Here is a 24,211-nt window from a genome sequence, read left to right as displayed (position 1 = left end):
AGGTCGAGGGAATGCGAGATACGGCCCGCCCCGGCTACGGCTTCACCGACTCGTAGTACCGCCGCGCGCCCTCGTGCAGTTCCAGCGGATCCGTGTAGATCGCCGTCCGGAGGTCCACCAGTTGGGCCGCGTGCACCTGGGCGCCGATCCGGTCCCGGCTGTCGATCACGGTGCGGGTGAGCTTCTCGGTCAGGTCCGCGTTCATGTCCTCCCGGGTGATCAGGAGGTTCGCGACGGCCACGGTCTGCACGGCCGAGCCCTGCTCGATGTCCGGGTAGGCGTCGGCGGGCATCACGGCGGCCCGGTAGTAGCGGGACGCGCCGCCCTGCGCGTGCAGCTTCGCCACCAGATCGCTGCCGATGGGCACCAGCCGGATCCCGAACCGGCTCGACAGCTGGCTGATCGCACTGGTGGGCAGTCCGCCCGACCAGAAGAACGCGTCGATCTTGTGCTGCTTGAGCAGGCCGGGCATGGTCCCGATGCCGTCGGACAGGGCGGTGATGTCCTTCTTCGGATCCAGCCCGGCCGCGGCGAGCACATGGTCCGCGATCAGCCGCACCCCCGAGCCGGCCGGCCCGACGGCGACGGTGCGCCCCTTGAGGTCCGCCACGGACCGCACGGGGGACGAGCGCGGCACCACCAGGTGGACATAGTCGTCGTACAGCCGTGCGCAGCCGCGCAGCCGGTCGGCGCCCGGCTGCTTCTCCAGTCGGTAGGTCTCCACCGCGTCGGCCGCGGCGATAGTGAAGTCCGCCTTGCCCGTGGCCACCCGTCGCACGTTCTGCTGCGAGCCGTCGCTGTCCAGCAGCCGGACGTCCAGCCGCGGCAGGTCCTTGGCGATGGCGCCCCGCAGCAGCATGCCGTACTTCTGGTAGACGCCGGTCGGGGTGCCCGTACTGAAGGTGACAGTGCCGCTGGGGGACTCGTCGCCGATCGGCAGCAGCCACCACAGCAGCAGCCCGACGAGCGCGAGGGCTGCCGTCGAGCCCAGCAGCGCGCGGCGCCTGCCGATACGGGGGAGTGCCTGGAGCATGCGGGCGATCCTGCCAGGCCCCACGCACCCCTGACCAGGGCGGGGTGCGTGCGGATGAGCGCGAGGGTCGCGGCGGCGGTGGCCGATAGGGTCGCCGGATGCACCCTTCACCCGCCTCCCTCGTCCGAGAGTTCCACCTCGCCTTCGGCCTCGACGCCCGTTCCGTTCCGACCGAGGTCTCCCCGGAGCTGGCCGCGCACCGCGGTGAGTTGCTCGCGGAGGAGGCGGCCGAGGTCGCCGAGGTGGCCGTCACCGGACCACTGGACCGGCTGGCGCACGAGCTGGCCGACCTCGTGTACGTGGCCTACGGCACGGCTCTTGTGCACGGCATCGACCTCGACGCGGTGATCGCCGAGATCCATCGCGCCAACATGACCAAGATCGGCCCGGACGGCACGGTCGCCCGGCGGGACGACGGGAAGGTCCTCAAGGGCGACCACTACCGGGCCCCGGACGTGTCGGCGGTGCTGCGCCGTCAGGGGTGGACGCCGTCCTCGGTGTAGGACGCCCACGCCTGCGCGCCGCCCGGTGGGCTGACCGCCGGTCGGCCCTGTGCCGACCGTCGTGTCCCCGGCAGTCTTCGTCCGCCGGCATGCCGGGTCGGCGGGCCGCGCCCTCGGTGGGGCCGGGGCCGGAGTCGCCCCTAGACTGGGGCGACTCTCAGGACATGACCGGCAACGGGAAGGGGACGACGACGGTGGCGGCAGGTGGCGGTGGTTTCGCGCAGGACCCGCCCCCCGAGGTGTGGTCGGCGGCGGCGGCCGCGTTCGGGCTGCTGGCCTCGCCCGCGCGGCTGCACATCGTCTGGGCGCTCGCGCAGGGCGAGAGCGATGTCACCGGACTCGCCGAGCGCGTCGGCGGCGCACTGCCCGCCGTGAGCCAGCATCTGACGAAGCTGAAGCTCGCCGGACTGGTGCGCTCCCGTCGCGAGGGCCGCCGGCAGGTGTACTTCGTCGACATCGCCGACACCGCCGCCGACGCGGACGTGGTGACCGTGGTGCGCCTGGTGGTGGACCAGCTCAGCGACCGTGCCACCCGCACCGGCGTCCCGGCCGCCCGGCTCCGTGGCCTCTGAGGCCGCCGCACCGTCGCCGGCCCGGCTCGCGGGCGTCGGCCCCGGCCCCGGGGCGCCCACCGCCCTCCAGGAGTTGCGCCGGCTGCGGAGCAGTCCGCGCGGACTCACCGACGCGCAGGCGCAGTCCCGGCTCGCGGACCTCGGCGAGAACGTCCTCCCCGAGGCCCGTACCCCCTCCTGGTCCCGCCGCTTCGTGCGCGGTCTGCGCGATCCGTTCACCACCGTCCTGCTCTGCCTCGGCCTGGTGTCCGCGACGGTCAGCGCCTGGGGCACCGCCTGCGTGATCCTCTCCCTCGTCGTCGTCAGCTGTCTGCTGCGCGCCACCGGCGAGTACCGGGCCGACCGTTCGATGGCCGCGCTGCGCGACCTGGTCGCCACCACCGCGACCGTGCTGCGCCGCCCGGACGCCGACCGGCCGCCCCGGGAGTGGGAGACACCCGCCGCCGAACTGGTGCCGGGCGATGTCATCCGCCTCGCGCCCGGCGACCTGATCCCCGCCGACGTACGGCTGCTGCGCACGGGCGGCCTGACCGTGCACCAGGCGGCGCTGACCGGTGAGTCGGCGCCCGTCGCCAAGTACGCCCTCGACGCGCCCACGGCCGTGGTGGCGGGCCCCTTCGAGCAGCCCCATCTGTGCTTCCAGGGCAGCAGTGTCGCCACCGGCGGCGGCACCGCGCTCGTCCTGGAGACGGGCACCCGCACCCGGTTCGCCCGGGCCCACGGGGTCCCCGCCCGGCGCGAGGCGAGCGCCTTCGAGCGGTCCGTGCACGGCATCTCCTGGGTGCTGATCCGATTCATGCTGCTCACCCCGCCGCTGGTGCTGATGGCCAACGCGACGCTGCGCGACCGGGGCCTGGAGACGCTGCCCTTCGCGGTGGCCGTCGCCGTCGGCCTCACGCCCGAGATGCTGCCCGTCATCGTCACCACCTGCCTGGCACGCGGCGCCCGGCTGCTCGCCCGCACCCACGGCGTGATCGTGAAGCGCCTGCCCGCCCTGCACGACCTGGGCGCGGCCGATGTGCTGTGCCTGGACAAGACCGGCACCCTCACCCAGGACCGGCCGGTCGTGGAACGGGCCCTGGACGGCGCCGGCCGGGACGCGCCCGAGGTGCTGCGCCAGGCCGCCGCCACCGCCTGGTGGACCCTCCAGCTCGCCGACCTGCCCGCCCCGGACGCCCTCGACGAGGCGCTGCTGGACGCGGCCGACGGCAGCTGGGAGGCGTACGACGGCGTGACCGCCGTACCGTTCGACCCGGTCCGCCGGATCGCCACCGCCGTGGTCCGCGGCGGCCTCGGCACCCACACCCTCCTCGTCAAGGGCGCCCCCGAGGCCGTACTGGAGCGCTGCGCCGTGGCACCCGCCGAGCGGGAGCGGCTGCTCGCCCTCGCCGCCGGCCAGGCACGGGACGGCCTGCGGGTGATCGCGGTCGCGGCCGGCGACCGACCCGCCCGCATCCGCCCCTACACCCCCGCCGACGAGCGCGGACTCACCTTCCGCGGCTTCGTCACCTTCCGGGACGCCCTCGCCCCGACCGCCGCGCGGGCCCTTGGGGACCTCGCCGCCCGCGGCGTCACCGTGCGGGTCCTCACCGGCGACCATCCGGGCACGGCGGCCCGCGCCTGCCGCGACCTCGGCCTCGACCCGGGTGAGGTACGGACCGCGGGCGCCGCGGACGACCACACCGCGACCGTCGTCGCCCGGTGCACCCCCGAGGACAAGGCGCGGATCGTCACCGCGCTGCGCCGGGCCGGGCACACCGTCGGCTTCCTCGGCGACGGCGTCAACGACGTCCCGGCGCTGCACGCCGCCGATGTCGGGATCGCCCCGCGCGACGCCGTCGACGTCGCCCGGGAGAGCGCGGACGTCGTCCTCGCCTACAAGGACCTCACCGCGATCGACCACGCCGTCGCCGCCGGGCGGCACAGCAGCGGCAACATCGCCACCTATCTGCGCGTCACGCTCTCCTCCAACCTCGGCAACGTCGTCGCGATGCTCGGCGCGGGCCTCCTGCTGCCCTTCCTGCCGATGCTCCCGGCCCAGGTGCTGGCCCAGAACCTGTGCTTCGACGCGGCCCAGCTCGCCTTCGCGTACGACCGCCCAGCGCCCGGGGTGCTCACCCGCCCCACCGTGCTGCGCCCGCGCGACTTCCTCCGCTTCATCACCGGCTTCGGCCTGCTCAACGCCGTCGCCGACCTCGCCACCTTCGCCGTCCTCGCGCTCGCCCTGTACGGGCCCGACCCACTCGACGACGAAGCCGTCTTCCACTCGGCGTGGTTCACCGAGAACCTGCTCACCCAGTCCGTGGTGATGGTGCTGCTGCGCTCCGGCCGAGGCCTCGCCGCCGGGCGGGCCCCGGGGCCGGTGGGCCGGGCCGCGGGCGTCCTCGCCGCCCTCGCCCTCCTGCTGCCCTTCACCCCGGTCGGTGCGGTGCTCGGCATGACCGTGCTGCCGGTGGGCTACTACGTGCTGCTCGCCGCCGTCCTCGCGCTGTACGCGCTCGCGCTGTGGGCGGTCCGGGCGCGCTACGAGCGGCGCGCCGCGGCCGGCGGCGATCACCTGTAGGTCACGGTTCGGACCGGGCGGGCGTCCCACGCTCCCGATTCCGTGTCACGGTCGTACAGTTGCGCAAAGTAGCAACCATGAGCCGGACGGGCGAGTGACGGAAGGCGTCCTCGGCCGAGGCGAGGAAGGCGGGCGCGGCCGATGCTCCGCAACGGACTGGAACCCTGGCATCTCCTGATCGTGGCGATCGTCGTCATCATGGTGTTCGGCTCGAAGAAACTGCCGGACACCGCCCGTGCGCTCGGCAAGTCGATGCGCATCCTCAAGAGCGAGGCCAAGGCGATGAAGGACGAGGACGCGCCCTCCTCCCCCGGCTCCGAGTCCGCCGCGACCTCGGCGGCGGTCCGGACCGCCGCCGAGGTCGCGGCGGCCGAACCGCCGGCCACCGCCTCCTGAGCCGGGGCCGCCGCCCGGCGACCCGGCCGGGTCAGGGGCTGGCGCTGTCGTAGCCGTACATCAGGGGCTCGTCCCGGGCGCCGAGCCGGCGCCGGTACACGTACAGCGCCGCCACCTGGACGCCGTCCGCCGGGTCCTCCACCTGGCACGGACAGGTCACCTGCACCACCGAGGGCCGGCCCGCGACCCGCATGCGCAGGCCGTCGGCCGGCCCTCCCGCGAGGACCGCCGTCTCCCACTTCGTCGCGACATGAAGATCCATGTCTGTACTGTAAAGTTGCGCAATCGATGAAGTGTTGTGAGCTCTACCACCTCGGCGGGTGATGCCCGAAGCGGGCCGTGCCACCTCAGTCGGTGAAGCGCGGATCGACGGGGAGAGCCAGCCGGAACAGTGCCCCGCCCCCCGGTGCCTGATGAGCGGTGAGCTCCGCGTCGTGGGTCTGGGCGATCTGGCGCGCCATGGCCAGGCCCAGGCCGGAGCCGGGCAGGGCGCGAGCGGTCCGGGACCGGTAGAAGCGGTCGAAGACATGGGGCAGGTCCGCGGCATCGATGCCGGGACCGTGATCGCGGACAGTGATCTCCAGCCCGCCGTCGGCCGGTGCGGTGCGCGCGGCCACCTCCACCCGTGCGCCGGTCGGCGAGAACTTCGCGGCGTTGTCCAGGAGGTCGGAGAAGAGCCTCGTCAGACGGCTCGGCACGGCGGCCGTCATCCCGGCCGCGGCCGCCGGGTCGATGTCGACGGCGAAGGCGACCTGGGGCCAATGGTCGCGGGCCGCGCGAACGGTGTGCTCCAGGAGCGCCGTCGGCTGTACCAGTTCGAGCGCCTGGTGCGGTTCCTCGTCGCGTGCCAGGTCGATCAGGTCGTTGACGAGCGTGGTCACCTCCCGCAGCTGCCGGGTGAGGGCGGCCGTGGCACGCTACCGCTGACGCGGGGTCAGCTCATCCGTCCGCAGCAGGATCTCCGCATTGGCGCGCAGCGCCGTCAGGGGCGTGCGCAGTTCGTGCGACGCGTCGGCGACCAGCCGTCGCTGCGCGGTGACGGACTGCTCCAAGGCGTCGAGCATGGTGTTGATGGTGACGGCGAGTCGGGTCAGCTCGTCCTCACGGCCTCGGGGCGCGCCCGGCACCTCGATGCGCAGCCCGGCGTCGCGGGTGGCCGTGATCCGCTCAGCGGTCGAGGTCAGCCGGGTCACGGGAGCCAGCTCCGAACGGGACACCCAGTAGCCCAGCAGCGCCGCGACCGGCACGCCCGCCCCGCCGATCACGGCCAGGAGACCGGCGGCCTGACGCTCGGCCCGCTGCACCCCGTCGGACCGCAGCGCCACCTGTACGGCCAGTCCCTTGCGGGCCGGAGTGGTCAGCACCCGCACCGGATGGCCCGCCACCGAGGCGACGCCGTAGTACGGCGCCCGACGGCCGGCCGCGACCTGGCGCACCGCCGGACTCACGGGCAGCAGAAAGCCGTCCGCGCCGCACCTCCGACTGGATCCGCGGCAACCTCCATCTGTTCGCCCCCGGCCGCTACGCGGTCTGACCGCCCCTCGGAGGAGGGAGCGGTCATGAGCCGCCACTCGAAACGGTCCCGGCGCGGGCGTCCACGGCGCAGACATGTCCGCCGGTCCGTGCTGGTCCTCGCCGGGCTCGTCCTGCTCGGCACGGCCGGGCTGGGCTGGACGGTGCTGCGGCTCAGCCGCGGCGTCGAGGCCTTCGACGCGGCCGGCCTCGCCGAGGACCGCCCGCCGGTGTCTCTCTGCGGGTCCCCGGTCATCGCCCGCGGCTGCCGTGGGGACCCGCAGAGACGGCTCAAGGGAAGCGCGCTTCGTCCGGCGGGAAGCCGTGCCGCCCCTGGAGCCGGACGAAGCAGGCGGCGGTCAGCACCCGCAGCTCCCGCAACTCCCGTTCCGTGCGCTCGAAGCACACCACCTGCTCGTGCCCGCCCGGCCCGATCGGCTGCACCAGGCGGCCGCCCTGCCGCACCTGCTCGACCAGCGGCTCCGGCACCTCGGTGAACGCCGCCGACACCAGGACCGCGTCGTACGGAGCCCGGTCCGGCACGCCACATGTGCCGTCGCCGACCCGCAGGTCCACGTTCCGTACGTCCTGCCGCGCGAGATGCGCGCGCGCCTGCCGGGCCAGGTCCGGCCGTACCTCGATGCTGACCACGTCGGCGGCCAGCCGGGCGAGCAGCGCTGTCTGGAAGCCGAGGCCGGTACCGATCTCGAGGACGTGCTCGCTGCCGTCCAGACCGAGACCCTCGATCATCAGGGCGGACAGCGACGGCTGCGTGGTGACCTGACCCTGCCCGATGGCGACGGGCACGTCCCGATAGGCGGCGGCCGTCTGCCCCGAGGGGACGAACCCCGCCCGGGGCGTCGTTCGCACGGCCTCGAGCAGTCGCTCGTCCCTGATCCCGGCCGCTCTGAGGGCTCGCACGAGATCTCCGGGATCCCTGGGTACCGAGGTCACGGTCGGGTCACCACACCAATGGGCCGGGCAGCCGCCGGGCTGCGGGTTTCCACGAGGCGCCCGCTCCGGGCAGCACCGGGGCAGGGACTTCCAGGAAACGCCTACCCTTGAGGAATGACCAGCAGCAGCGACCGGAGCCTCGCAGTGGACGTTCCCGCACCCAAGAGCTATGAGATCCGCACCTACGGGTGCCAGATGAACGTCCACGATTCAGAGCGATTGGCCGGGCTGCTCGAAGACGCCGGGTACGTGCGCGCCCCCGAGGGTTCGGACGGTGACGCGGACGTCGTCGTCTTCAACACCTGCGCCGTGCGCGAGAACGCCGACAACCGTCTCTACGGCAACCTCGGCCGCCTCGCGCCCAAGAAGGCCGACCGGCCCGGCATGCAGATCGCCGTCGGCGGCTGTCTCGCGCAGAAGGACCGCGACACCATCGTGAAGAGGGCGCCCTGGGTGGACGTCGTCTTCGGCACGCACAACATCGGCAAGCTGCCCGTCCTGCTGGAGCGCGCCCGGGTGCAGGAGGAGGCGCAGGTCGAGATCGCGGAGTCGCTGGAGGCGTTCCCCTCCACCCTGCCGACGCGGCGCGAGAGCGCGTACGCGGCCTGGGTGTCGATCTCCGTGGGCTGCAACAACACTTGCACCTTCTGCATCGTCCCCGCCCTGCGCGGCAAGGAGAAGGACCGCCGGCCCGGGGACATCCTCGCCGAGGTCGAGGCCCTGGTCGCCGAGGGCGTCTCCGAGATCACGCTGCTGGGACAGAACGTCAACGCCTACGGCTCGGACATCGGCGACCGGGAGGCGTTCAGCAAGCTGCTGCGCGCCTGCGGCGCCGTCGAGGGCCTGGAGCGGGTCCGTTTCACCTCCCCGCACCCGCGCGACTTCACCGACGACGTCATCGCGGCCATGGCCGAGACGCCGAACGTCATGCCTCAGCTGCACATGCCGCTGCAGTCGGGTTCGGACACGGTCCTGAAGGCGATGCGCCGCTCGTACCGCCAGGACCGCTACCTGGGGATCATCGAGAAGGTGCGGGCCGCCATCCCGCACGCCGCGATCACCACCGACATCATCGTCGGCTTCCCGGGCGAGACCGAGGAGGACTTCGAGCAGACCATGCAGGTGGTGCGCGAGGCGCGGTTCGCGCAGGCGTTCACCTTCCAGTACTCCAAGCGGCCCGGGACCCCGGCGGCCACCATGGAGAACCAGATCCCCAAGGAGGTCGTCCAGGCGCGCTACGAGCGTCTCGTCGCCCTTCAGGAGGAGATCTCCTGGGAGGAGAACAAGAAGCAGGTCGGCCGCACCCTGGAGCTGATGGTCGCCGAGGGCGAGGGTCGCAAGGACGGCGCCACCCACCGCCTCTCCGGCCGCGCCGCCGACAACCGTCTGGTCCACTTCACCAAGCCGGACGAGGAGGTCCGCCCGGGCGACGTGGTGACGGTCGAGGTCACGTACGCCGCCCCGCACCACCTGCTCGCCGAGGGCCCCGTGCTGAGCGTGCGCCGCACGCGCGCAGGCGACGCGTGGGAGAAGCGGAACGCGGCGGAGGCCGCCAAGCCGGCCGGCGTCATGCTGGGCCTGCCCAAGATCGGGCGCCCGGAGCCCCTGCCGGTCGCCACGGCCGGGGCCTGCGGCTGCGACTGACGACGGACGTCACCGGGGCGGGTGCGGGCGGGGCGGCCGTGTCGGCCGGACGCTGAGACGCTGACGGCGGCGGGTGCGTCGACCGCGTCCGCGAGGTGCCATGGCGCCGTCCGGACCGACGACGGACGTCACCGGGGCGGGTGCGGGCGGGGCGGCCGTGTCGGCCGGACGCTGAGACGCTGACGGCGGCGGGTGCGCCGACCGCGTCCGCGAAGCGCCATGGCACCGTCCGGCGGGGTTACGCTGCGGATCATGCTCGTCGCCGCCGCCGTCTGCCCCTGTCCGCCCCTGCTCGTCCCCGAGGTCGCAGCGGGTGCCGCGCCCGAGCTGGACGGTGCCCGCACCGCGTGTGCGGACGCCCTGAGCGTGCTCGCCGCCGCGCGCCCCGACCGGCTGGTGGTCGTCGGCCCCGCACCGGAGAGCGGCTGCGGGCCGCATCCGCAGGGCACGCGGGGGTCGTTCCGCGGGTTCGGGGTGGACGTCGACGTACGACTCGGCGGCGCGGGACCGCGGCCGCTCGCGCCGGCACAGGAGCTCCCGCTCTCGCTCGCCGTCGCCGCCTGGCTGCTGGAGCGCCTGAACTGGGCGGACGCGCCCGTGGAGGGGCTCGGTGTGCCGGAACTCCTGGCCCCCGAGCAGTGCGCCGAGACGGGGGCGGCGCTTGCCGCGCAGGACGCGCGGGTGGCGCTGCTGATCATGGGCGATGCGAGCGCCTGCCGCACGCTGAAGGCGCCGGGCTACCTGGACGAGCGCGCGGCCGGCTTCGACGCCGCCGTGGCGCGTGCGCTCGACACCGCGGACCTGGCGGCCCTGAGAGCGCTGGACGTCGGCCTGGCCCACGAGCTGCAGGCCTGGGGCCGGGCGCCCTGGCAGATCCTCGCGGGGGCGGCGGAGAGCGCGGACCTCGTCGGCGCGCTCCTGTACGACGACGCGCCCTACGGGGTGGGGTATCTCGTGGCGGCCTGGTCGTAGCACGTCCGGCGGCCCGGCTCGGGCCGCCGTGGCCGCGACCCCGGGAAGCCGTGATCACGGACACGGCGGACGGCCGGGAGGTCCCTGCCTCGCGGCCGTCCGCCGATGTGTCGTGCCGTGTCAGGACGCCGGAGGCGGCGATCCGCCGGGTGGTGTCTGCCCACTGGCCGCCGGGCCGGTGTCCCGGTGCGCGATGCGTTCCATCGCGTGCTTCGCCTTGCCCGTGCCCGTGTCGATCTTGCCGCTGTACTTGCCCTTGGTCTTGTCGTCGATCATCTTCGCGGCCTTCTCCAGGCCACGATCGACCTTTCCTTCGTACTGTTGCGCGAAGTTCGAGACCTTGGCCATCAGGTTGTCCACGAGACCCATGGTCCACCTTCCCTGCGAAGCGCGGTTATGTGCGGGCGCCCTCCTCGGCCTCGTTCTCGGCGGCCTCCGCGGCGGACTGCTGCCGGGGGATCCCTACGCCGTCATCGGCGGTCGGAGCTGTCTCCTCCGTCTCCGGCCCGGTCTCGGTCCCGGCCGAGACCTTGTCCGCGTCCGTCGCCCCCGCCTCGCTCCCGGCCGTCGCCCGCGCGGCCTCCGCCGCCACGGACTGTGCCTCCTCCGTCGTCCTCGACCGCCGGAAAAGCCGTGCAAAAACGCCCATACCCACTCCATACGTTACTCGTGCGGGCGAAATCCCGCGTAACTCGGTGCGCCCGTTTGTATGGCCCGGCCCTCCCGCCTTCGAACCGGTGACCGGAACCTCGCATCAGGCAACGACCTCGCATACGGCGCGTAACGTCGCTCGTTCGAGGAGGAGTCCGGAGGTTTGCGAGACTGTTGCGGTGAGTAGCGCAGCCCCCGCACCGCGGGTCATCGCCGTCGTCGGACCGACCGCGGCCGGAAAGTCCGATCTGGGCGTATTTCTTGCCCAGCACCTCGGCGGCGAGGTCGTCAACGCCGACTCCATGCAGCTCTACCGGGGGATGGACATCGGCACCGCCAAGCTGACTCCCGAGGAGCGCGGCGGCATCCCGCACCATCTGCTGGACATCTGGGACGTCACGGTCACGGCGTCCGTGGCGGAGTACCAGCGCCTCGCCCGCGCCCGGATCGACGCCCTGCTCGCCGAGGGCCGCTGGCCGATCCTGGTGGGCGGCTCCGGTCTGTATGTGCGGGGCGCGGTCGACCATCTGGAGTTCCCGGGAACCGACCCGGAGGTGCGCGCCCGGCTCGAGGACGAGCTCGCCGTGCGCGGATCCGGAGCGCTGCACGCACGCCTGGCCGCCGCCGACCCGGGGGCCGCGCAGGCGATCCTGCCCAGCAACGGCCGCCGTATCGTCCGGGCCCTGGAGGTCATCGAGATCACCGGCAAGCCCTTCACCGCCAACCTCCCCGGCCATGACTCGGTCTACGACACGGTCCAGATCGGCGTGGACGTGGCGCGCCCCGAGCTCGACGAGCGCATCGCGCGACGGGTCGACCGGATGTGGGAGGCGGGACTCGTGGACGAGGTGCGCGCGCTGGAGGCACAGGGGCTGAGGGAGGGGCGCACGGCGTCGCGCGCTCTGGGATACCAGCAGGTGCTCACGGCGCTCGAGGGGGAGTGCACGCTGGAGGAGGCGCGCACGGAAACCGTACGCGCTACCAAGCGCTTCGCGCGCCGTCAGGACTCCTGGTTCCGCCGCGACCCGCGGGTGCACTGGCTCAGCGGCGCCGTTGCGGACCTGCGGGAACTCCCGCACCGCGCGCTGGCGTTGGTCGAACGACCGGTTACAGCCTGATCACGTGATGGCATCGGGACGCCCCGGCCGTCATCCGGGCCTCCGGCGGCATGCCATCATCGAGCTTCGATCGACCAAGTGGAGTCCGAGTTGGGAGGGCGCGTGGCGATGGAGGCCGGCCCTCGCGACACCGCAGAGAGCGCGGAGCACGAGAGCGCGGAGCACGAGAGCGCGGAGGCCAGGGACCAGAGGCTCAGTTCCGATGGTCCCGACGATCAGCTCTCGGGCGGTGTGACGGACGACGGGCCGAGCCCGGACGAGCTGTCCACCGGGCCCGAGGTCGAGGTCGAGCTGCGCCCGCAGCGCCGACTGCGGATCTGGCAGCTCGCCCCCATCGTGGGGCTGGCGGCGATGGGCTCCCTGATGTTCGCCTTCCCGCTGGCCTTCGAGTTCGGTGACGGCGGCGCCGTGGTCGCCATGCTCGGTCTGCTGATCTTCTCCTGCGCGGCCGGCTGGGGCATGATGGCCGCGCGCCGGGTCGGTTACACGTGGCCTGGCCTGCCGCAGCGCGGCTCCGGACGGCGCCCGGACTGGCGGGTCGTCCTCGCCTACGTCGTCCTGGTCGCCGCGGTGGTCGTACTGGCCGTGTGGCGCGTGGCCCGACTGCGCTGAGCCGCCGGGGCCGCACCGGGCCGACCGCCTGTCCCGGCCGGCCGTGTCCCTGCCGCGATCCCGTCGCCGTACCTCTGTGGCGATCCCGTCGCCGCCTCGCCCTGCGCCCCCCACCAGGCCGTCCGCCTCAGGACCGCTCGTCCCGGGTGTCGTGGCGACCCCGTACGATCGAGGAATGAGCACGCGGATCGCCTTCCTCAAGGGGCACGGCACGGAGAACGACTTCGTGATCGTCCCCGATCCCGAGAACGTCATCGACCTGCCCGCATCCGCCGTCGCCGCCCTGTGCGACCGCCGCGCTGGCATCGGCGGCGACGGTCTGCTGCACGTCGTGCGCTCCGCCGCGCACCCCGAGGCCCGGGGGATGGCCGACCGGGCGGAGTGGTTCATGGACTACCGCAACGCGGACGGCTCGATCGCGGAGATGTGCGGCAACGGCGTGCGCGTGTTCGCGCGCTACCTCCAGCGCGCCGGGCATGTGGCCGAAGGGGATCTCGTGATCGCCACGCGCGGGGGCGTCAAGACCGTGCACATCGCCAAGAACGGCGACGTCACTGTCGGCATGGGCCGGGCGCTCCTCCCCGAGGACGGGGTCACGGTGAGCGTCGGCGAGCACAGCTGGCCCGCCCGCAACGTGAACATGGGCAACCCGCACGCGGTGGCCTTCGTCGACGACCTCGGGCACGCGGGCGATCTGTACACCCCGCCCCCGTTCAGCCCGGCGTCCGTCTACCCGGACGGGGTCAACGTGGAGTTCGTGGTCGACCGCGCGCCCCGGCACGTGGCGATGCGTGTCCACGAACGCGGCTCCGGCGAGACCCGCTCGTGCGGCACGGGCGCGTGCGCCGTGGCCGTCGCCACGGCCCGCCGCGACGGCGCCGACCCGGCCGTCACGGGCACCCCGGTGACGTACACCGTGGACGTTCCCGGCGGCACCCTGGTGATCACCGAGTACGCGGACGGCGAGATCGAGATGACCGGCCCGGCGGTGATCGTCGCCGAGGGCGAGATCGACACCGACTGGCTGCGGACCGCGGCACGCTGACTCGACACCCTGTCAACCTGCCCCGACCAGCGGCTCCTTGGGGGGCGAACGGGCGGCGCGCGGAAGCACGGGGTCGCACATGAACGTGATGCTCGGCACAGGAGGGTGGCCGGAAAACGTCCCCGGCCACTCCTCCGCGCGGCTCCGGATCACAGCCCGGCTTACTCAGGGCGCTCCGATCCGCAGCCCGGGACGGCCGGGGCTGCTCGAATCGACGGTCGGTGCCTCGGGCTATGGCTGAAAGCCGTAAACCCCTGAATCGTCGCTCGAATGGGTGATCCGCTTCACGCTCGGCGAGAGCCGGTCGGGCGGGCGTGGTGGGCTCGATAGCATCAAGCACCGGCCCGGACGGGGGACCGTCGCCATCCCCTGCGCCGCGTATGCCAAGGGGCACTCCGTCCGCCGGTCCACGAGCCGGAGGTGCCCCATGAGTGCGGAGGCCACGAACCCTGCCACCCCCGCCCCTGCCACGCCGGGGACGCACCGCAGGAAGAGCCGCGCCCGGATCGACCTGCGCCGCCTGGGGCGCGCCGCCCTGCTCGGCCCCGCCGTCCGCGACCGGCTGCCCGACGCGATCGGCCATGTCGCCGAGGCGCACCGCGCCCACCACCCCGACGCCGACCTCGAACCACTTCGCCGCGCCTATCTGTTGGCCGAATCCTCACACCGGGGGCAGATGCGCAAGAGCGGCGAGCCGTACATCACGCACCCCCTCGCCGTGACCCTGATCCTCGCCGAACTCGGCGCCGAGACCACCACCTTGACCGCGTCCCTGCTCCACGACACCGTCGAGGACACGGACGTGACACTCGACCAGGTGCGCGAGCAGTTCGGCGAGGAGGTGCGCTACCTGGTCGACGGCGTCACGAAGCTGGAGAAGGTCGACTACGGCGCCGCCGCCGAGCCCGAGACCTTCCGCAAGATGCTCGTCGCGACCGGCAGCGACGTCCGCGTGATGTCGATCAAACTCGCCGACCGGCTGCACAACATGCGCACCCTCGGCGTGATGCGCCCGGAGAAGCAGGCGCGCATCGCCAAGGTCACCCGGGACGTGCTGATCCCGCTCGCCGAGCGCCTCGGTGTCCAGGCACTCAAGACCGAGCTGGAGGATCTCGTCTTCGCGATCCTGCATCCCGAGGAGTACGAGCACACCCGGGAGCTGATCGTCGAGAACGCGGCGCACGGGGACGACCCGCTCGCCGACATGGCCGAACAGGTGCGCACGGTGCTGCGCGAGGCGGACATCCAGGCCGAAGTCCTCATCAGACCACGGCACTTCGTCTCCGTGCACCGCATCTCCCGCAAGCGGGGCCGGCTGCGCGGCGCGGACTTCGGCCGGCTCCTGGTCCTGGTGAACGAGGACGCCGACTGCTACGGGGTCCTCGGCGAACTGCACACCTGTATGACACCGGTGGTCTCGGAGTTCAAGGACTTCATCGCCGTCCCCAAGTTCAATCTGTACCAGTCGCTGCACACCGCGGTCGCGCGCGAGGACGGCGAGATCGCCGAGGTCCTCATCCGCACCCACCAGATGCACAAGGTGGCGGAGGCGGGCGTGATCGCCCTGGGCAATCCCTACGCCCCCGCCCCCGACGACCCGTCCGACGGCGAGCGCGTCGACCCCACCCGCCCCGGCTGGCTCTCGCGCCTGCTGACCTGGCAGGAGGCCGCCCCGGACACCGACACCTTCTGGTCCACCCTGCGTGAGGACCTCGCCCAGGACCGGGAGATCACCGTCTTCCGCCCTGACGGGGGCGCGCTGGGGCTGCCCGAGGGCGCGAGTTGTGTGGACGCCGCCTACGCGCAGTACGGGGAGGATGCGCACGCCTGCATCGGCGCCCGTGTCAACGGACGGCTCGCGACGCTGGGCACCGTTCTGCAGGACGGCGACACCGTGCAGCTCCTGATGGGCCAGGACCCGGCCTCAGAACCGTCCAGAGAGTGGCTGGAACACGCGCACACGCCGGCCGCGCGGATCGCCATCCAGCGCCGGCTGGCGGCGCATCCCGCGCCGGGGGACCCGTCCGGCGGCGCGTCCGCAGCGGGCGCCGCGGATCACGGCGCCGAGCCGGCTGCGGACGGCGCCGGCGCGCACACCATCGCGCCCGACACCGCCGCGCGCCCCACCGCGCTGTCCTCACGCCCGCCCGTGCCTCCCACGCGTCCCACGGCGGAGGCGCCCGGCGCACGCGCCGCCAACGCGGTCGTCGACCTGCCCGGCGCCTCGGTACGTCTCGCCGGCTGCTGTACGCCCGTGCCGCCCGACGAGGTCACCGGCTTCGCCGTACGCGGAGGCGCGGTGACCGTGCACCGCGTCGAGTGCGCCGGAGCGGCGCGCATGAAGAGCACCGGGCGCCCGGAGATCGGCGTGCGCTGGGGCGACACCACCGACTTCCGGGTCACCCTTGTCGCCGAGTCCTTCGGGCGCCCGCACCTCCTCGCGGACCTCACCGAGGCCATCGCCCTGGAGGGCGTGGCCATCGTCTCCGCCACCGTCGAGCCGCCCAGCCAGCAGCGGGTGCGCCACACCTACACGTTGCAACTCCCGGACGCGGCCCATCTGCCGGCCCTCATGCGCGCGATGCGGAACGTGCCGGGCGTGTACGACGTCAGCCGGGCCCACAACGCCGCGGCGGCCGCCCGCTGACCGCCGTACGGCCGCCCTCGGGCCGTCCCCCCGGGTGGCGGCCGGGGCGCTCGGGGTCCGGAACTGAATCCGTTCGAGTGGGCCCGGCGCGCGTCGTCACCGCGCGGTGCACGCGCGCTGGTAGCCGTGGTCCATGCCGCACACCCCCCGTTCCGCCATCCCGCGTGCCCGGCGTGCCCGGGCGGCCCTGCTCGCCTGTGTCGTCTCCGGCTGTCTGATCGCGGCGGGCGCCCCCACGCCCGCCGTGCCCCTGGGCATCGGCGACCGGCTCTTCCCGACGCTCGGCAACCCCGGCTACGACGTCCTGTCGTACGACCTCTCCTTCGCCTATCCCGGCAGCAACAGCAAGCCGCTCGCCGCCGTCACCAAGATCCGTGCGCGCGCCACCCAGCGCCTGGAGAGCGTCAATCTGGACTTCGCGCACGGCACGGTGGCGTCCGTCGACGTCAACGGAGCGCCCGCGCACTTCACCACCGCGGGAGAGGACCTGGTGATCACACCGACCGCCCCCCTCCCCAAGGGCGGCGCGATGATCATCACCGTGCGGCACACCAGCAACCCGGTGCCCGAGAAGGGCCGCGAGGGCGGCTGGGTGCAGACCGACGATGGGCTCGTGATGGCCAACCAGGCCGACGCCGCCCATCTGGTCTTCCCCTGCGACGACCACCCCTCCGACAAGGCGCTGTTCACCTTCCACGTGACCGCGCCGAACGGCTACCGGGCCGTGGCCAACGGACTCCCGGTGGGCACCCGGCCCAGCGGCAACGCCACGACCTGGAGCTACCGCACCCAGCACCCCATGGCCACCGAACTCGCCCAGGTCTCCATCGGCCGCACCACCGTGCTCCAGCGCGGCGGTCCGCACGGACTGCCCCTGCGCGACGTCGTCCCCGCCCAGGACGCGGCGCAACTCGAACCCTGGCTGGCGAAGACCCCCGCCCAGATCGCCTGGATGGAGCAGAAGGTCGGCCCGTACCCCTTCGAGACCTACGGGCTGCTGATCGCCCGGGCACGCACCGGCTTCGAACTCGAGACCCAGACGCTCTCCCTCTTCGAGAAGGACGTCTTCGGCAACCCCGCCTACCCCCAGTGGTACATTGAGTCGATCATGGTGCACGAGCTGTCCCACCAGTGGTTCGGTGACAGCATCAGCCCGCGCACCTGGTCCGACCTGTGGCTCAACGAGGGACACGCCACCTGGTACGAGGCCCTGTACGCGGAGGAGACCGCGCACCGGCCGATGGAGGCCCGTATGAAGGCGGCCTACGCCTTCTCCGACCGCTGGCGCGCCACCGGAGGCCCGCCCGCGGCCCCCCAGCCGCCCCGGCAGGGCCAGAAGATCGCCATCTTCCGGCCGAGCGTCTACGACGGCGCCGCGCTCGTGCTGTACGCGCTCCGCCAGGAGATCGGGCGTCCCGCCTTCGAGCGCTTGGAGCGGTCCTGGGCCGCCCTGCACCGGGACGGCACATCGACCACCGCCGACTTCGAGCAGCTGGCCTCCCGCGTGGCGGGACGCGATCTGAGCGCCTTCTTCCGGGGCTGGCTGTACGGCAGGAAAACCCCGCCGATGCCGGGCCACCCGGACTGGAGGACAAACCCCGTCTGAGCCCCGGAACGGGACGACAACCCGGATGACGGGACAGGCCGTGCCGTGCGACCATCGACAGGTCGGCGGCGCGGCCCCAGGCCCGGGCGACGGGAATCTCCCGGGCAGCCCGAGCGTTGTGACCTGTGCGAGTGGTGTGGCCGAGACGGCCCCCACCGACGCCGCAAACGGAATCCCCAACGACGTAAGGACCCAATGACCTCCTCTTCTTCCCCTTCCCAGGACACCAAGCGCTTCGCGCACACCTACCCGGAGGGTCTTCGGGCCGATGCCCTGATGGAAGAGGACGTCGCCTGGAGCCACGAGATCGACGGAGAGCGGGACGGCGACCAGTTCGACCGCTCCGAGCGAGCGGCCCTGCGCCGGGTCGTGGGCCTGTCCACCGAGCTCGAGGACGTCACCGAGGTCGAGTACCGACAGCTGCGTCTGGAGCGCGTCGTGCTCGTCGGGGTGTGGACCTCGGGGACCGCGCAGGACGCGGAGAACTCGCTGGCCGAGCTGGCGGCCCTCGCGGAGACCGCCGGCGCGCTCGTGCTGGACGGTGTCATCCAGCGCCGGGACAAGCCCGACGCCGCCACTTACATCGGCTCCGGCAAGGCCGAGGAGCTGCGGGACGTCGTCCTGGAGACGGGCGCGGACACCGTCATCTGCGACGGTGAGCTGAGCCCCGGCCAGCTGATCCACCTCGAGGACGTCGTCAAGGTCAAGGTCATCGACCGCACGGCCCTGATCCTGGACATCTTCGCCCAGCACGCCAAGTCCCGAGAGGGCAAGGCGCAGGTCGCCCTCGCCCAGATGCAGTACATGCTGCCGAGGCTGCGCGGCTGGGGTCAGTCGCTGTCCCGGCAGATGGGCGGCGGCAGCGGCGGCCTGGCGACCCGTGGTCCCGGTGAGACCAAGATCGAGACGGACCGGCGGCGGATCCGCGAGAAGATGGCGAAGATGCGCCGGGAGATCGCGGAGATGAAGACCGGCCGCGAGATCAAGCGCGCGGAGCGCAGGCGCCACAAGGTGCCCTCGGTCGCCATCGCGGGTTACACCAACGCCGGAAAGTCCTCCCTGCTCAACCGTCTCACGGGCGCGGGCGTCCTGGTCGAGAACGCACTGTTCGCGACCCTCGACCCGACCGTGCGCCGGGCGGAGACCCCGAGCGGGCGGTTGTACACCCTGGCCGACACGGTCGGCTTCGTCCGGCACCTGCCGCACGACCTGGTCGAGGCGTTCCGCTCCACCATGGAGGAGGTGGGCGACTCCGATCTCATCCTGCACGTGGTGGACGGCTCCCATCCGGACCCGGAGGAGCAGCTGACCACCGTGCGCGAGGTGATCCGCGAGGTCGGCGCCACGGACGTGCCCGAGATCGTCGTGATCAACAAGGCGGACGCGGCCGACCCGCTGGTGCTCCAGCGGCTGCTGCGGGTCGAGAAGCGTGCCATCGCGATCTCGGCGCGCACCGGCCGGGGCATCGAGGAACTGCGCGCGCTCATCGACAACGAGCTGCCCAGGCCGGCGGTCGAGGTCGAGGCCGTCGTGCCCTACACCGAGGGCCGACTGGTCGCGCGGGCCCACTCCGAGGGCGAGGTGATCTCCGAGGAGCACACCCCGGAGGGCACGCTGCTCAAGGTGCGGGTGCACGAGGAACTGGCGGCGGACCTGGCACCGTACGTCCCGGCTCCCGCGCTCTGACCACAAGAGGCAAGGCCCGCTCCCCGAGGGGAGCGGGCCTTCGCGCGTCTACCGGTGTCCCGTCACCGACCGGCGAACTTCTCGCTGACCGAGTCGTAGACGCCCTTGGCCGTCTGACCCAGCCGCGGTCCGGCCAGCCAGCCCGAGGACACCGGGCCGATCGAGGTGTTGGAGACCAGCGCGGGCTTGCCGCTCGCGTCCCGCTCCACCCAGCCGCCGCCGGACGCGCCGCCCGTCATGGTGCAGCCGATGCGGTACATCGTCGGGTCCGTCCGCAGCAGCGAGAGCCGGCCCGGCTTGTCCTGGCACTGGTACAGCGCCTGGCCGTCGTACGGCGCCGCCGCCGGGTAGCCGCTCGCCGTGATGCTGTCGACCTTCGGCACGGCCGGCGCGCTGAAGTTCACCGGCAGCGCCGAACCGACGGTCTCCTCCAGCGACTTCCCGCCGCTGCCCGCCTCCGGCGTCACATGGATGACGGCGAAGTCGTACGACGCGCCCTGGCCGCCGGTCTCGCCGCCCTGCTCGATCCACTGCTGCGAGGTCTGCGCCCAGTCACCCCACCAGACGCCGTACGGGGCGACCTGCTGCCGCGTGGCACTCGCCAACTGTGCCGCCGTCAGCCCGGAGTTGTTGTACGCCGGCACGAACGCGATGTTGCGGTACCAGCCGCCCTGCCTGCCGGCGTGCACACAGTGGCCGGCCGTCCACACGAGATTGGACTTGCCGGGGTGCGCCGGGTCCTTCACCACGGTCGCCGAGCAGACCATCGTGCCCTTGGGGGAGTCGAAGAACACCTTGCCCGCCGTGGGCGCGTGCTCGTGGTACGCGGCCGGCACGGCCTGCGCGGGAACCGGCGCGGGCGTCGGGTCGGTGACGCCCTGGTCGCCCGAGAGGTCGTCGGCGCCCACGACCTTGTCGGGGTCATTGGCCTTGCGCATCCGGTCCGGGTTCCACAGGCCCTTGATGACGGGGTTGATGAAGTCGTCGGCCTCGCGCAGCCAGTCGTCCTTCTTCCAGTTCTTCCAGGCGCCGTTCTTCCACCTGTCGACGTCGATCCCGTGTTCCTTGAGCTTCCGCTTGATGTCGTCCGGGATCTTGATCTTGCCGTCGTCGGCGGAGGAGGCGGACGCGCTCGCCTCGCCGCTCGTCCGGGCACCGGCACCGGAGTCGCACGCGGTCGCGGTCAGCGCCAGCGCCGCGGCGAGACCGACTGCCGTCAGCCCCCGGGACGTTCTGGCGCGTACGCTCCCTTCCCTGCACCCGGTGAAGAGCGGGCGTATGCGTCGCATGGTCTGAACTCCCCCTGACATGAGCCAGTGTTGAACGGCCTCCCACACTATGGGCAGGCTGTGGGCGGCATTCCATGGAACGGCAACGGTTCGGCTACAAGCGGCCTCGGCCGGTTCCCGCGGCCGCCGCCCCAGCGTGTCCGACCGCCCGGCCCATGGCCGTGGACCATGAACCGCGGCTGTGGATCCGAGCGCGTACGGAGCGAAGCACCCCTGCGGTCCAGTCGTGCCATTTGTCCGGTTATGGCAGCCTCGTGGTATGACTCCGGCGAACACGACGGGTGCCGACGGCGCCACGGTGTACTACGGGAACCTGGACAACGGTCACGCCCTTCAGGTCTTCCTCGAACTGCGCGACCGGGGCAGTCACCGCATGGCGGAGAGCCTCCTCGGCACCATCCGCCAGGCCGCCGACGACAACAGGTTCGTCGTGAAGTTCCACTTCGCGGCGACCATGGACGACACGGTCGGCGGCAGTGGGTCCCGGCGTGGTCTGAGCGCCCTCGGCGCGGCGAGCGACACGGGACAACGGCAATTCATCGAATACTTGGCCGCGTTGTTGGCGGCACAGCCGTTCCCGCCCGGAGACGACCGCTTCTCCGACCCTTCCGTACTGCTGTCGGTGGCGAGCGAGGTCGACGGACTGCGGTGCCCCGACTTCGACCACAAGGTCGCGGACGACACCTATCTGACCTGGGCCGGAGAGGCGGTCGGCAGCTTCCCCTCCTTCGGCGTGGTGGGAACGCCGGTCGTCTGGTACGACGACCAGGTGATCCCCGTCGTGAAGACCGAGGACGGTTCCGCCGTCACCCCACAGGAATTCCTGGCCCAGCTGTCGACGTGAGCCCGGCGCCCATGGCGTCCGGAGCTCTCAGGGCCGATGGCGCTGCAGCCGGGCGAGTAGACGGTAGGCGCGCTGTTCGGTGGCCACGAGCAGCGCCGGGTCGATCCCGGCCGGCCACAGCTCACCGGCCGCGGCGTCGTCGGCCTCGCACAGTTCCACGACCGCCATCGCCAGATGCACCTGGACGAACGCGGGCGGCGCCCCGGTGACGTGGTCCAGTGCCCGTTCGGCCCGCTCGGCGGCCTCCTGGCACGCGGCCAGCGCCCGTTCCACCCGGATCGCGGCCTGGTCGTGGACCAGCAGCAGCGCACACAGCAGCGCCACGGCGATGCCCACGATGCTGCCCAGGACCCGGTCGAGGACCAGCTGTCCGGCCGGGGCGGGCGCCGCCAGATCGCTGAGCAGAAGCGCCAACGGCGTGAGGAAGACGACGCCGAGGGCGTAGTTGCGGGCCACGACGTACTCCAGCAGGAACTCCAGGACCACGATCAGCACCGCGAGTGCCACGGGTTGCAGGTGCGCGGCGAGAGCGCCGAAAGCGAGCAGCAGCCCGACGACCGTGCCCAGGGTCCGCTGGACGGCACGCTGAGTCGTGGTGCGGAGGTTGACCGAGTGCAGAACGGCGGCCGCCGAGATCGCCGCCCAGTAGCCGCGCTCCAGGCCCAGAAGGGCCGCGATCCCGCCCGCCGCGCCGGTGCCCAGCGCCATCCGTACGGCGGGAACGGCCAGTACGGCGAGGCGGCCGGCGCCTCGGCGCCGTCCCATCAGCAGCTCGGTGGCGCGGCGCGCGGCCCCACCGCTCTGGGTCGCGACCGGCGCGGCCGGACGCGGGACCCCCGCAGCGTCCCGCCCCTGTCCTGAGGCTCCGAGTGCGTCCGGGTCTCCTGATGCCCTTGATTCCTCTGATGCTCCGGGACGCAGCTCACCGAGCATGAGGGGATCCCGGAGCCGTCGGTCGGTGAGCAGGCGAGCCTGCCGGCGCAGGAGGACTGCCGTGGCGGCCGGATCGGCGGGGGAGCGGTCCGCCGAGCCGATCAACAGGGTCCAGGAAAGATCGGTCAGCCGGACGAAGGCCGCGTCGCGGGTGGGTTCCCCTCTCCCCGCGGCCGCGGGCGGCGCGACGCCGAGGGACCGGTACGCGTGGAGGACGGCGACGGTCGCCCGGTGCCGCTGCTGCCGGGGCGCCTCCCCGGCGGCGGACGCCTCCAAGAGCTCGGAGAGCCTGCGCAGGGCGGTGGCCACCGCCAGCCGCTGCGGCCGGTCCGGATGCACCAGCCGGCCCGATACGCCCAGCAGCCAGGCCAGGGCCGCTCCTGCCGCCGCGAACGCGGTGTACGGGAGCACATCGGCACTCCGGGTCGAGTCGTTGGCCGCCACCGCGAACGAGAACAGCAGCAGCACCGCACCCAGCCCGCTCAGCCGCTTCGCGTCACAGACGAACTTCGCCGCTCCCGCGACCAGGGCCGTCGCCGTGACCACCGCCGCGGTGCCGGCACCGCCGGCCGACGGCCGCGCCCAGGCGGCGAGGGCCGAGCCGCAGCCCACCAGCACGGTCATGGCCACGGCCACCACGGCCAGGACGCGGGCCCGCCGCGCGTAGGGCAGATTGCGGCCGAAGGTGGTGGTGAAGGAGCCCAGCATGGCGTAGACGGCGAGGTCGGGCCGCCCTGCCCGGGTGATCGGCACCGCGAGGAGCCCCATGGCCAGGGCGGCCCGCAGGGCGAACAGAAACGCTCCGTCGACCTCGTGCAGCGTCAGCGCGCCGCGCGGCGAGAGCGCGCGGGGTGCGTCGGTGAGCCAACGCCGCAGGCCTTGCCGAGGCGCGGAAAGGGCGAAGCGGCGCACAATCCGCATGTCGGGTGTACACCCCCTGTGCGGGCCGCATCGTGCCCGCGGCCGGTCGCGGCACCAGGGCCTGTCGTCGCGGGGCAGGCGGGAGTCTGACGACAGGTCCTAGCCCAGGGACACCACCACTGCTGTCGCCTGTCCTCCTGGCGCGTCGTAGCTCACCGTGTCGCCCGCGTGGTGGCCGAGGAGCGCGCGCCCGAGCGGGCTGTCGGCCGTGACCAGCGTCGGGTCCAGCTCCTCGGCCGTCTCGCCGATCTGGAGGGTCTCCACCGAGCCGTCGGGGAATCGCACGGTGACCGTGCTGCCCACACCGACCAGGTCGGTGGGCGGCGGGCCCGCCGTCTCCGCCTCTCGGAGCCGTGTGCTGATCATCGAGATCCGGGCGTCCAGACGCTGCAGATCACCGGCTCGTTGCAACTCGTCGGCCTCGTCTGCGCGATCGCCCACCGCCGCGTCGGAGTCCCGTAGCGTCGCGGCGACCATCGTGCGTTCGGCGCGCAGGTCGGCGAGCTCTTGTTCCAGGGCGTGACGGGCGGCGTCACTGATCGGTGCTGGTTCGTTGGGCATGCCTGCTCCTCGGGGGTGCAGAGGGAGGGGCCCAAACAGGGCATTTTGCATCATATCAGTCCTATTTATGGACCCGTGTCGTGCCGACTCCGGTCGCGTGGCACCGTCCGATCCCCCGGCCTAGCCTGAGAAGAAGTGCCGGTACCGGC

The 24,211-nt window shown here is 72.8% G+C and carries 21 protein-coding genes and 1 pseudogene; 13 read left to right on the top strand and 9 right to left on the bottom strand.

The features are described from left to right. Nucleotides 1-34 precede the first annotated feature (34 nt). Complete coding sequence (locus ACFY2Z_RS05565; RefSeq protein ID WP_390742869.1) at nucleotides 35-1,033, bottom strand: TAXI family TRAP transporter solute-binding subunit; 999 nt, start codon at nucleotides 1,031-1,033, stop codon at nucleotides 35-37. A gap of 98 nt (nucleotides 1,034-1,131) precedes the next feature. Here ACFY2Z_RS05565 and ACFY2Z_RS05560 point away from each other — a divergent pair, with 98 nt between their 5' ends. From ACFY2Z_RS05560 to tatA, 4 genes are all read left to right on the top strand, one after another. Then, nucleotides 1,132-1,536, top strand: coding sequence for a MazG nucleotide pyrophosphohydrolase domain-containing protein (locus tag ACFY2Z_RS05560; RefSeq protein WP_390742868.1), 405 nt, complete (start codon nucleotides 1,132-1,134; stop codon nucleotides 1,534-1,536). A 194-nt stretch (nucleotides 1,537-1,730) separates the two neighbouring features. Continuing rightward, nucleotides 1,731-2,108: an ArsR/SmtB family transcription factor gene (locus ACFY2Z_RS05555; RefSeq protein WP_390742916.1), complete on the top strand. Its 378-nt coding sequence runs from the start codon at nucleotides 1,731-1,733 to the stop codon at nucleotides 2,106-2,108. Then, the gene (gene mgtA / locus ACFY2Z_RS05550; RefSeq protein ID WP_390742867.1) at nucleotides 2,098-4,671 is read left to right on the top strand and encodes a magnesium-translocating P-type ATPase; all 2,574 of its coding nucleotides are present in this window, start codon (nucleotides 2,098-2,100) and stop codon (nucleotides 4,669-4,671) included. The genes ACFY2Z_RS05555 and mgtA overlap by 11 nt, the downstream gene beginning before the upstream one ends. Before the next feature lie 141 nt (nucleotides 4,672-4,812). Continuing rightward, a complete protein-coding gene (tatA, locus tag ACFY2Z_RS05545; RefSeq protein ID WP_390742866.1) occupies nucleotides 4,813-5,067 on the top strand; it encodes a Sec-independent protein translocase subunit TatA in 255 nt (84 codons plus the stop codon). 31 nt (nucleotides 5,068-5,098) lie between these two features. Here the strand turns inward: tatA and ACFY2Z_RS05540 are convergent, their stop codons facing one another. From ACFY2Z_RS05540 to ACFY2Z_RS05530, 3 genes and pseudogenes are all read right to left on the bottom strand, one after another. Further along, entirely contained in the window at nucleotides 5,099-5,329 is a 231-nt protein-coding gene (locus ACFY2Z_RS05540) for a hypothetical protein (protein WP_311691742.1), read from the bottom strand. 85 nt (nucleotides 5,330-5,414) lie between these two features. Further along, a pseudogene (locus ACFY2Z_RS05535) lies at nucleotides 5,415-6,527 on the bottom strand (ATP-binding protein); the annotation flags it as partial. A 343-nt stretch (nucleotides 6,528-6,870) separates the two neighbouring features. Then, the gene (locus tag ACFY2Z_RS05530; RefSeq protein ID WP_390742865.1) at nucleotides 6,871-7,500 is read right to left on the bottom strand and encodes a protein-L-isoaspartate(D-aspartate) O-methyltransferase; all 630 of its coding nucleotides are present in this window, start codon (nucleotides 7,498-7,500) and stop codon (nucleotides 6,871-6,873) included. Nucleotides 7,501-7,647: 147 nt separating this feature from the next. Between ACFY2Z_RS05530 and miaB the strand changes: the two genes are divergently transcribed. Further along, nucleotides 7,648-9,177 (top strand): tRNA (N6-isopentenyl adenosine(37)-C2)-methylthiotransferase MiaB, encoded by a 1,530-nt coding sequence (gene miaB, locus ACFY2Z_RS05525; protein WP_390742864.1) that lies wholly within the window; start codon nucleotides 7,648-7,650, stop codon nucleotides 9,175-9,177. A gap of 252 nt (nucleotides 9,178-9,429) precedes the next feature. Then, a complete protein-coding gene (locus tag ACFY2Z_RS05520) occupies nucleotides 9,430-10,149 on the top strand; it encodes a class III extradiol dioxygenase subunit B-like domain-containing protein (protein ID WP_390742863.1) in 720 nt (239 codons plus the stop codon). Between the two features lie 120 nt (nucleotides 10,150-10,269). On the opposite strand, the gene ACFY2Z_RS05515 is transcribed toward ACFY2Z_RS05520, so the two are convergent. Continuing rightward, nucleotides 10,270-10,518 (bottom strand): antitoxin, encoded by a 249-nt coding sequence (locus ACFY2Z_RS05515; protein WP_390742862.1) that lies wholly within the window; start codon nucleotides 10,516-10,518, stop codon nucleotides 10,270-10,272. 25 nt (nucleotides 10,519-10,543) lie between these two features. Next, nucleotides 10,544-10,741 carry a gliding motility protein gene (locus tag ACFY2Z_RS05510; protein ID WP_390742861.1) on the bottom strand — a complete coding sequence of 66 codons (198 nt, stop codon included), beginning with the start codon at nucleotides 10,739-10,741 and terminating at the stop codon, nucleotides 10,544-10,546. 238 nt (nucleotides 10,742-10,979) lie between these two features. On the opposite strand from ACFY2Z_RS05510, the gene miaA reads away from it, so the two are divergent. From miaA to hflX, 6 genes are all read left to right on the top strand, one after another. Further along, nucleotides 10,980-11,918 carry a tRNA (adenosine(37)-N6)-dimethylallyltransferase MiaA gene (gene miaA, locus ACFY2Z_RS05505; RefSeq protein WP_390742860.1) on the top strand — a complete coding sequence of 313 codons (939 nt, stop codon included), beginning with the start codon at nucleotides 10,980-10,982 and terminating at the stop codon, nucleotides 11,916-11,918. A 108-nt stretch (nucleotides 11,919-12,026) separates the two neighbouring features. Continuing rightward, nucleotides 12,027-12,530 carry a hypothetical protein gene (locus ACFY2Z_RS05500; RefSeq protein ID WP_390742915.1) on the top strand — a complete coding sequence of 168 codons (504 nt, stop codon included), beginning with the start codon at nucleotides 12,027-12,029 and terminating at the stop codon, nucleotides 12,528-12,530. A gap of 175 nt (nucleotides 12,531-12,705) precedes the next feature. Beyond that, nucleotides 12,706-13,575 carry a diaminopimelate epimerase gene (gene dapF, locus ACFY2Z_RS05495; protein ID WP_390742859.1) on the top strand — a complete coding sequence of 290 codons (870 nt, stop codon included), beginning with the start codon at nucleotides 12,706-12,708 and terminating at the stop codon, nucleotides 13,573-13,575. A 427-nt stretch (nucleotides 13,576-14,002) separates the two neighbouring features. Beyond that, nucleotides 14,003-16,222 (top strand): RelA/SpoT family protein, encoded by a 2,220-nt coding sequence (locus ACFY2Z_RS05490; protein ID WP_390742858.1) that lies wholly within the window; start codon nucleotides 14,003-14,005, stop codon nucleotides 16,220-16,222. A gap of 133 nt (nucleotides 16,223-16,355) precedes the next feature. Continuing rightward, nucleotides 16,356-17,828 (top strand): M1 family metallopeptidase, encoded by a 1,473-nt coding sequence (locus ACFY2Z_RS05485; protein ID WP_390742857.1) that lies wholly within the window; start codon nucleotides 16,356-16,358, stop codon nucleotides 17,826-17,828. Between the two features lie 195 nt (nucleotides 17,829-18,023). Next, nucleotides 18,024-19,514 (top strand): GTPase HflX, encoded by a 1,491-nt coding sequence (hflX, locus tag ACFY2Z_RS05480; protein ID WP_390742856.1) that lies wholly within the window; start codon nucleotides 18,024-18,026, stop codon nucleotides 19,512-19,514. Between the two features lie 62 nt (nucleotides 19,515-19,576). On the opposite strand, the gene ACFY2Z_RS05475 is transcribed toward hflX, so the two are convergent. Further along, nucleotides 19,577-20,803 (bottom strand): trypsin-like serine peptidase, encoded by a 1,227-nt coding sequence (locus ACFY2Z_RS05475; protein ID WP_390742855.1) that lies wholly within the window; start codon nucleotides 20,801-20,803, stop codon nucleotides 19,577-19,579. 259 nt (nucleotides 20,804-21,062) lie between these two features. Between ACFY2Z_RS05475 and ACFY2Z_RS05470 the strand changes: the two genes are divergently transcribed. Continuing rightward, nucleotides 21,063-21,647 (top strand): DsbA family protein, encoded by a 585-nt coding sequence (locus ACFY2Z_RS05470; RefSeq protein ID WP_390742854.1) that lies wholly within the window; start codon nucleotides 21,063-21,065, stop codon nucleotides 21,645-21,647. 27 nt (nucleotides 21,648-21,674) lie between these two features. On the opposite strand, the gene ACFY2Z_RS05465 is transcribed toward ACFY2Z_RS05470, so the two are convergent. Beyond that, nucleotides 21,675-23,501, bottom strand: coding sequence for an FUSC family protein (locus tag ACFY2Z_RS05465; RefSeq protein ID WP_390742853.1), 1,827 nt, complete (start codon nucleotides 23,499-23,501; stop codon nucleotides 21,675-21,677). Nucleotides 23,502-23,600: 99 nt separating this feature from the next. After that, entirely contained in the window at nucleotides 23,601-24,062 is a 462-nt protein-coding gene (locus tag ACFY2Z_RS05460; protein WP_390742852.1) for a GreA/GreB family elongation factor, read from the bottom strand. Between the last annotated feature and the right edge of the window lie 149 nt (nucleotides 24,063-24,211).

Source organism: Streptomyces sp. NPDC001222 (genome assembly GCF_042896945.1).
Classification (GTDB): domain Bacteria; phylum Actinomycetota; class Actinomycetes; order Streptomycetales; family Streptomycetaceae; genus Streptomyces; species Streptomyces gibsoniae.
Note: the sequence above shows the minus strand (reverse complement) of the source record. Positions and strands in the feature narration are given on the sequence as shown.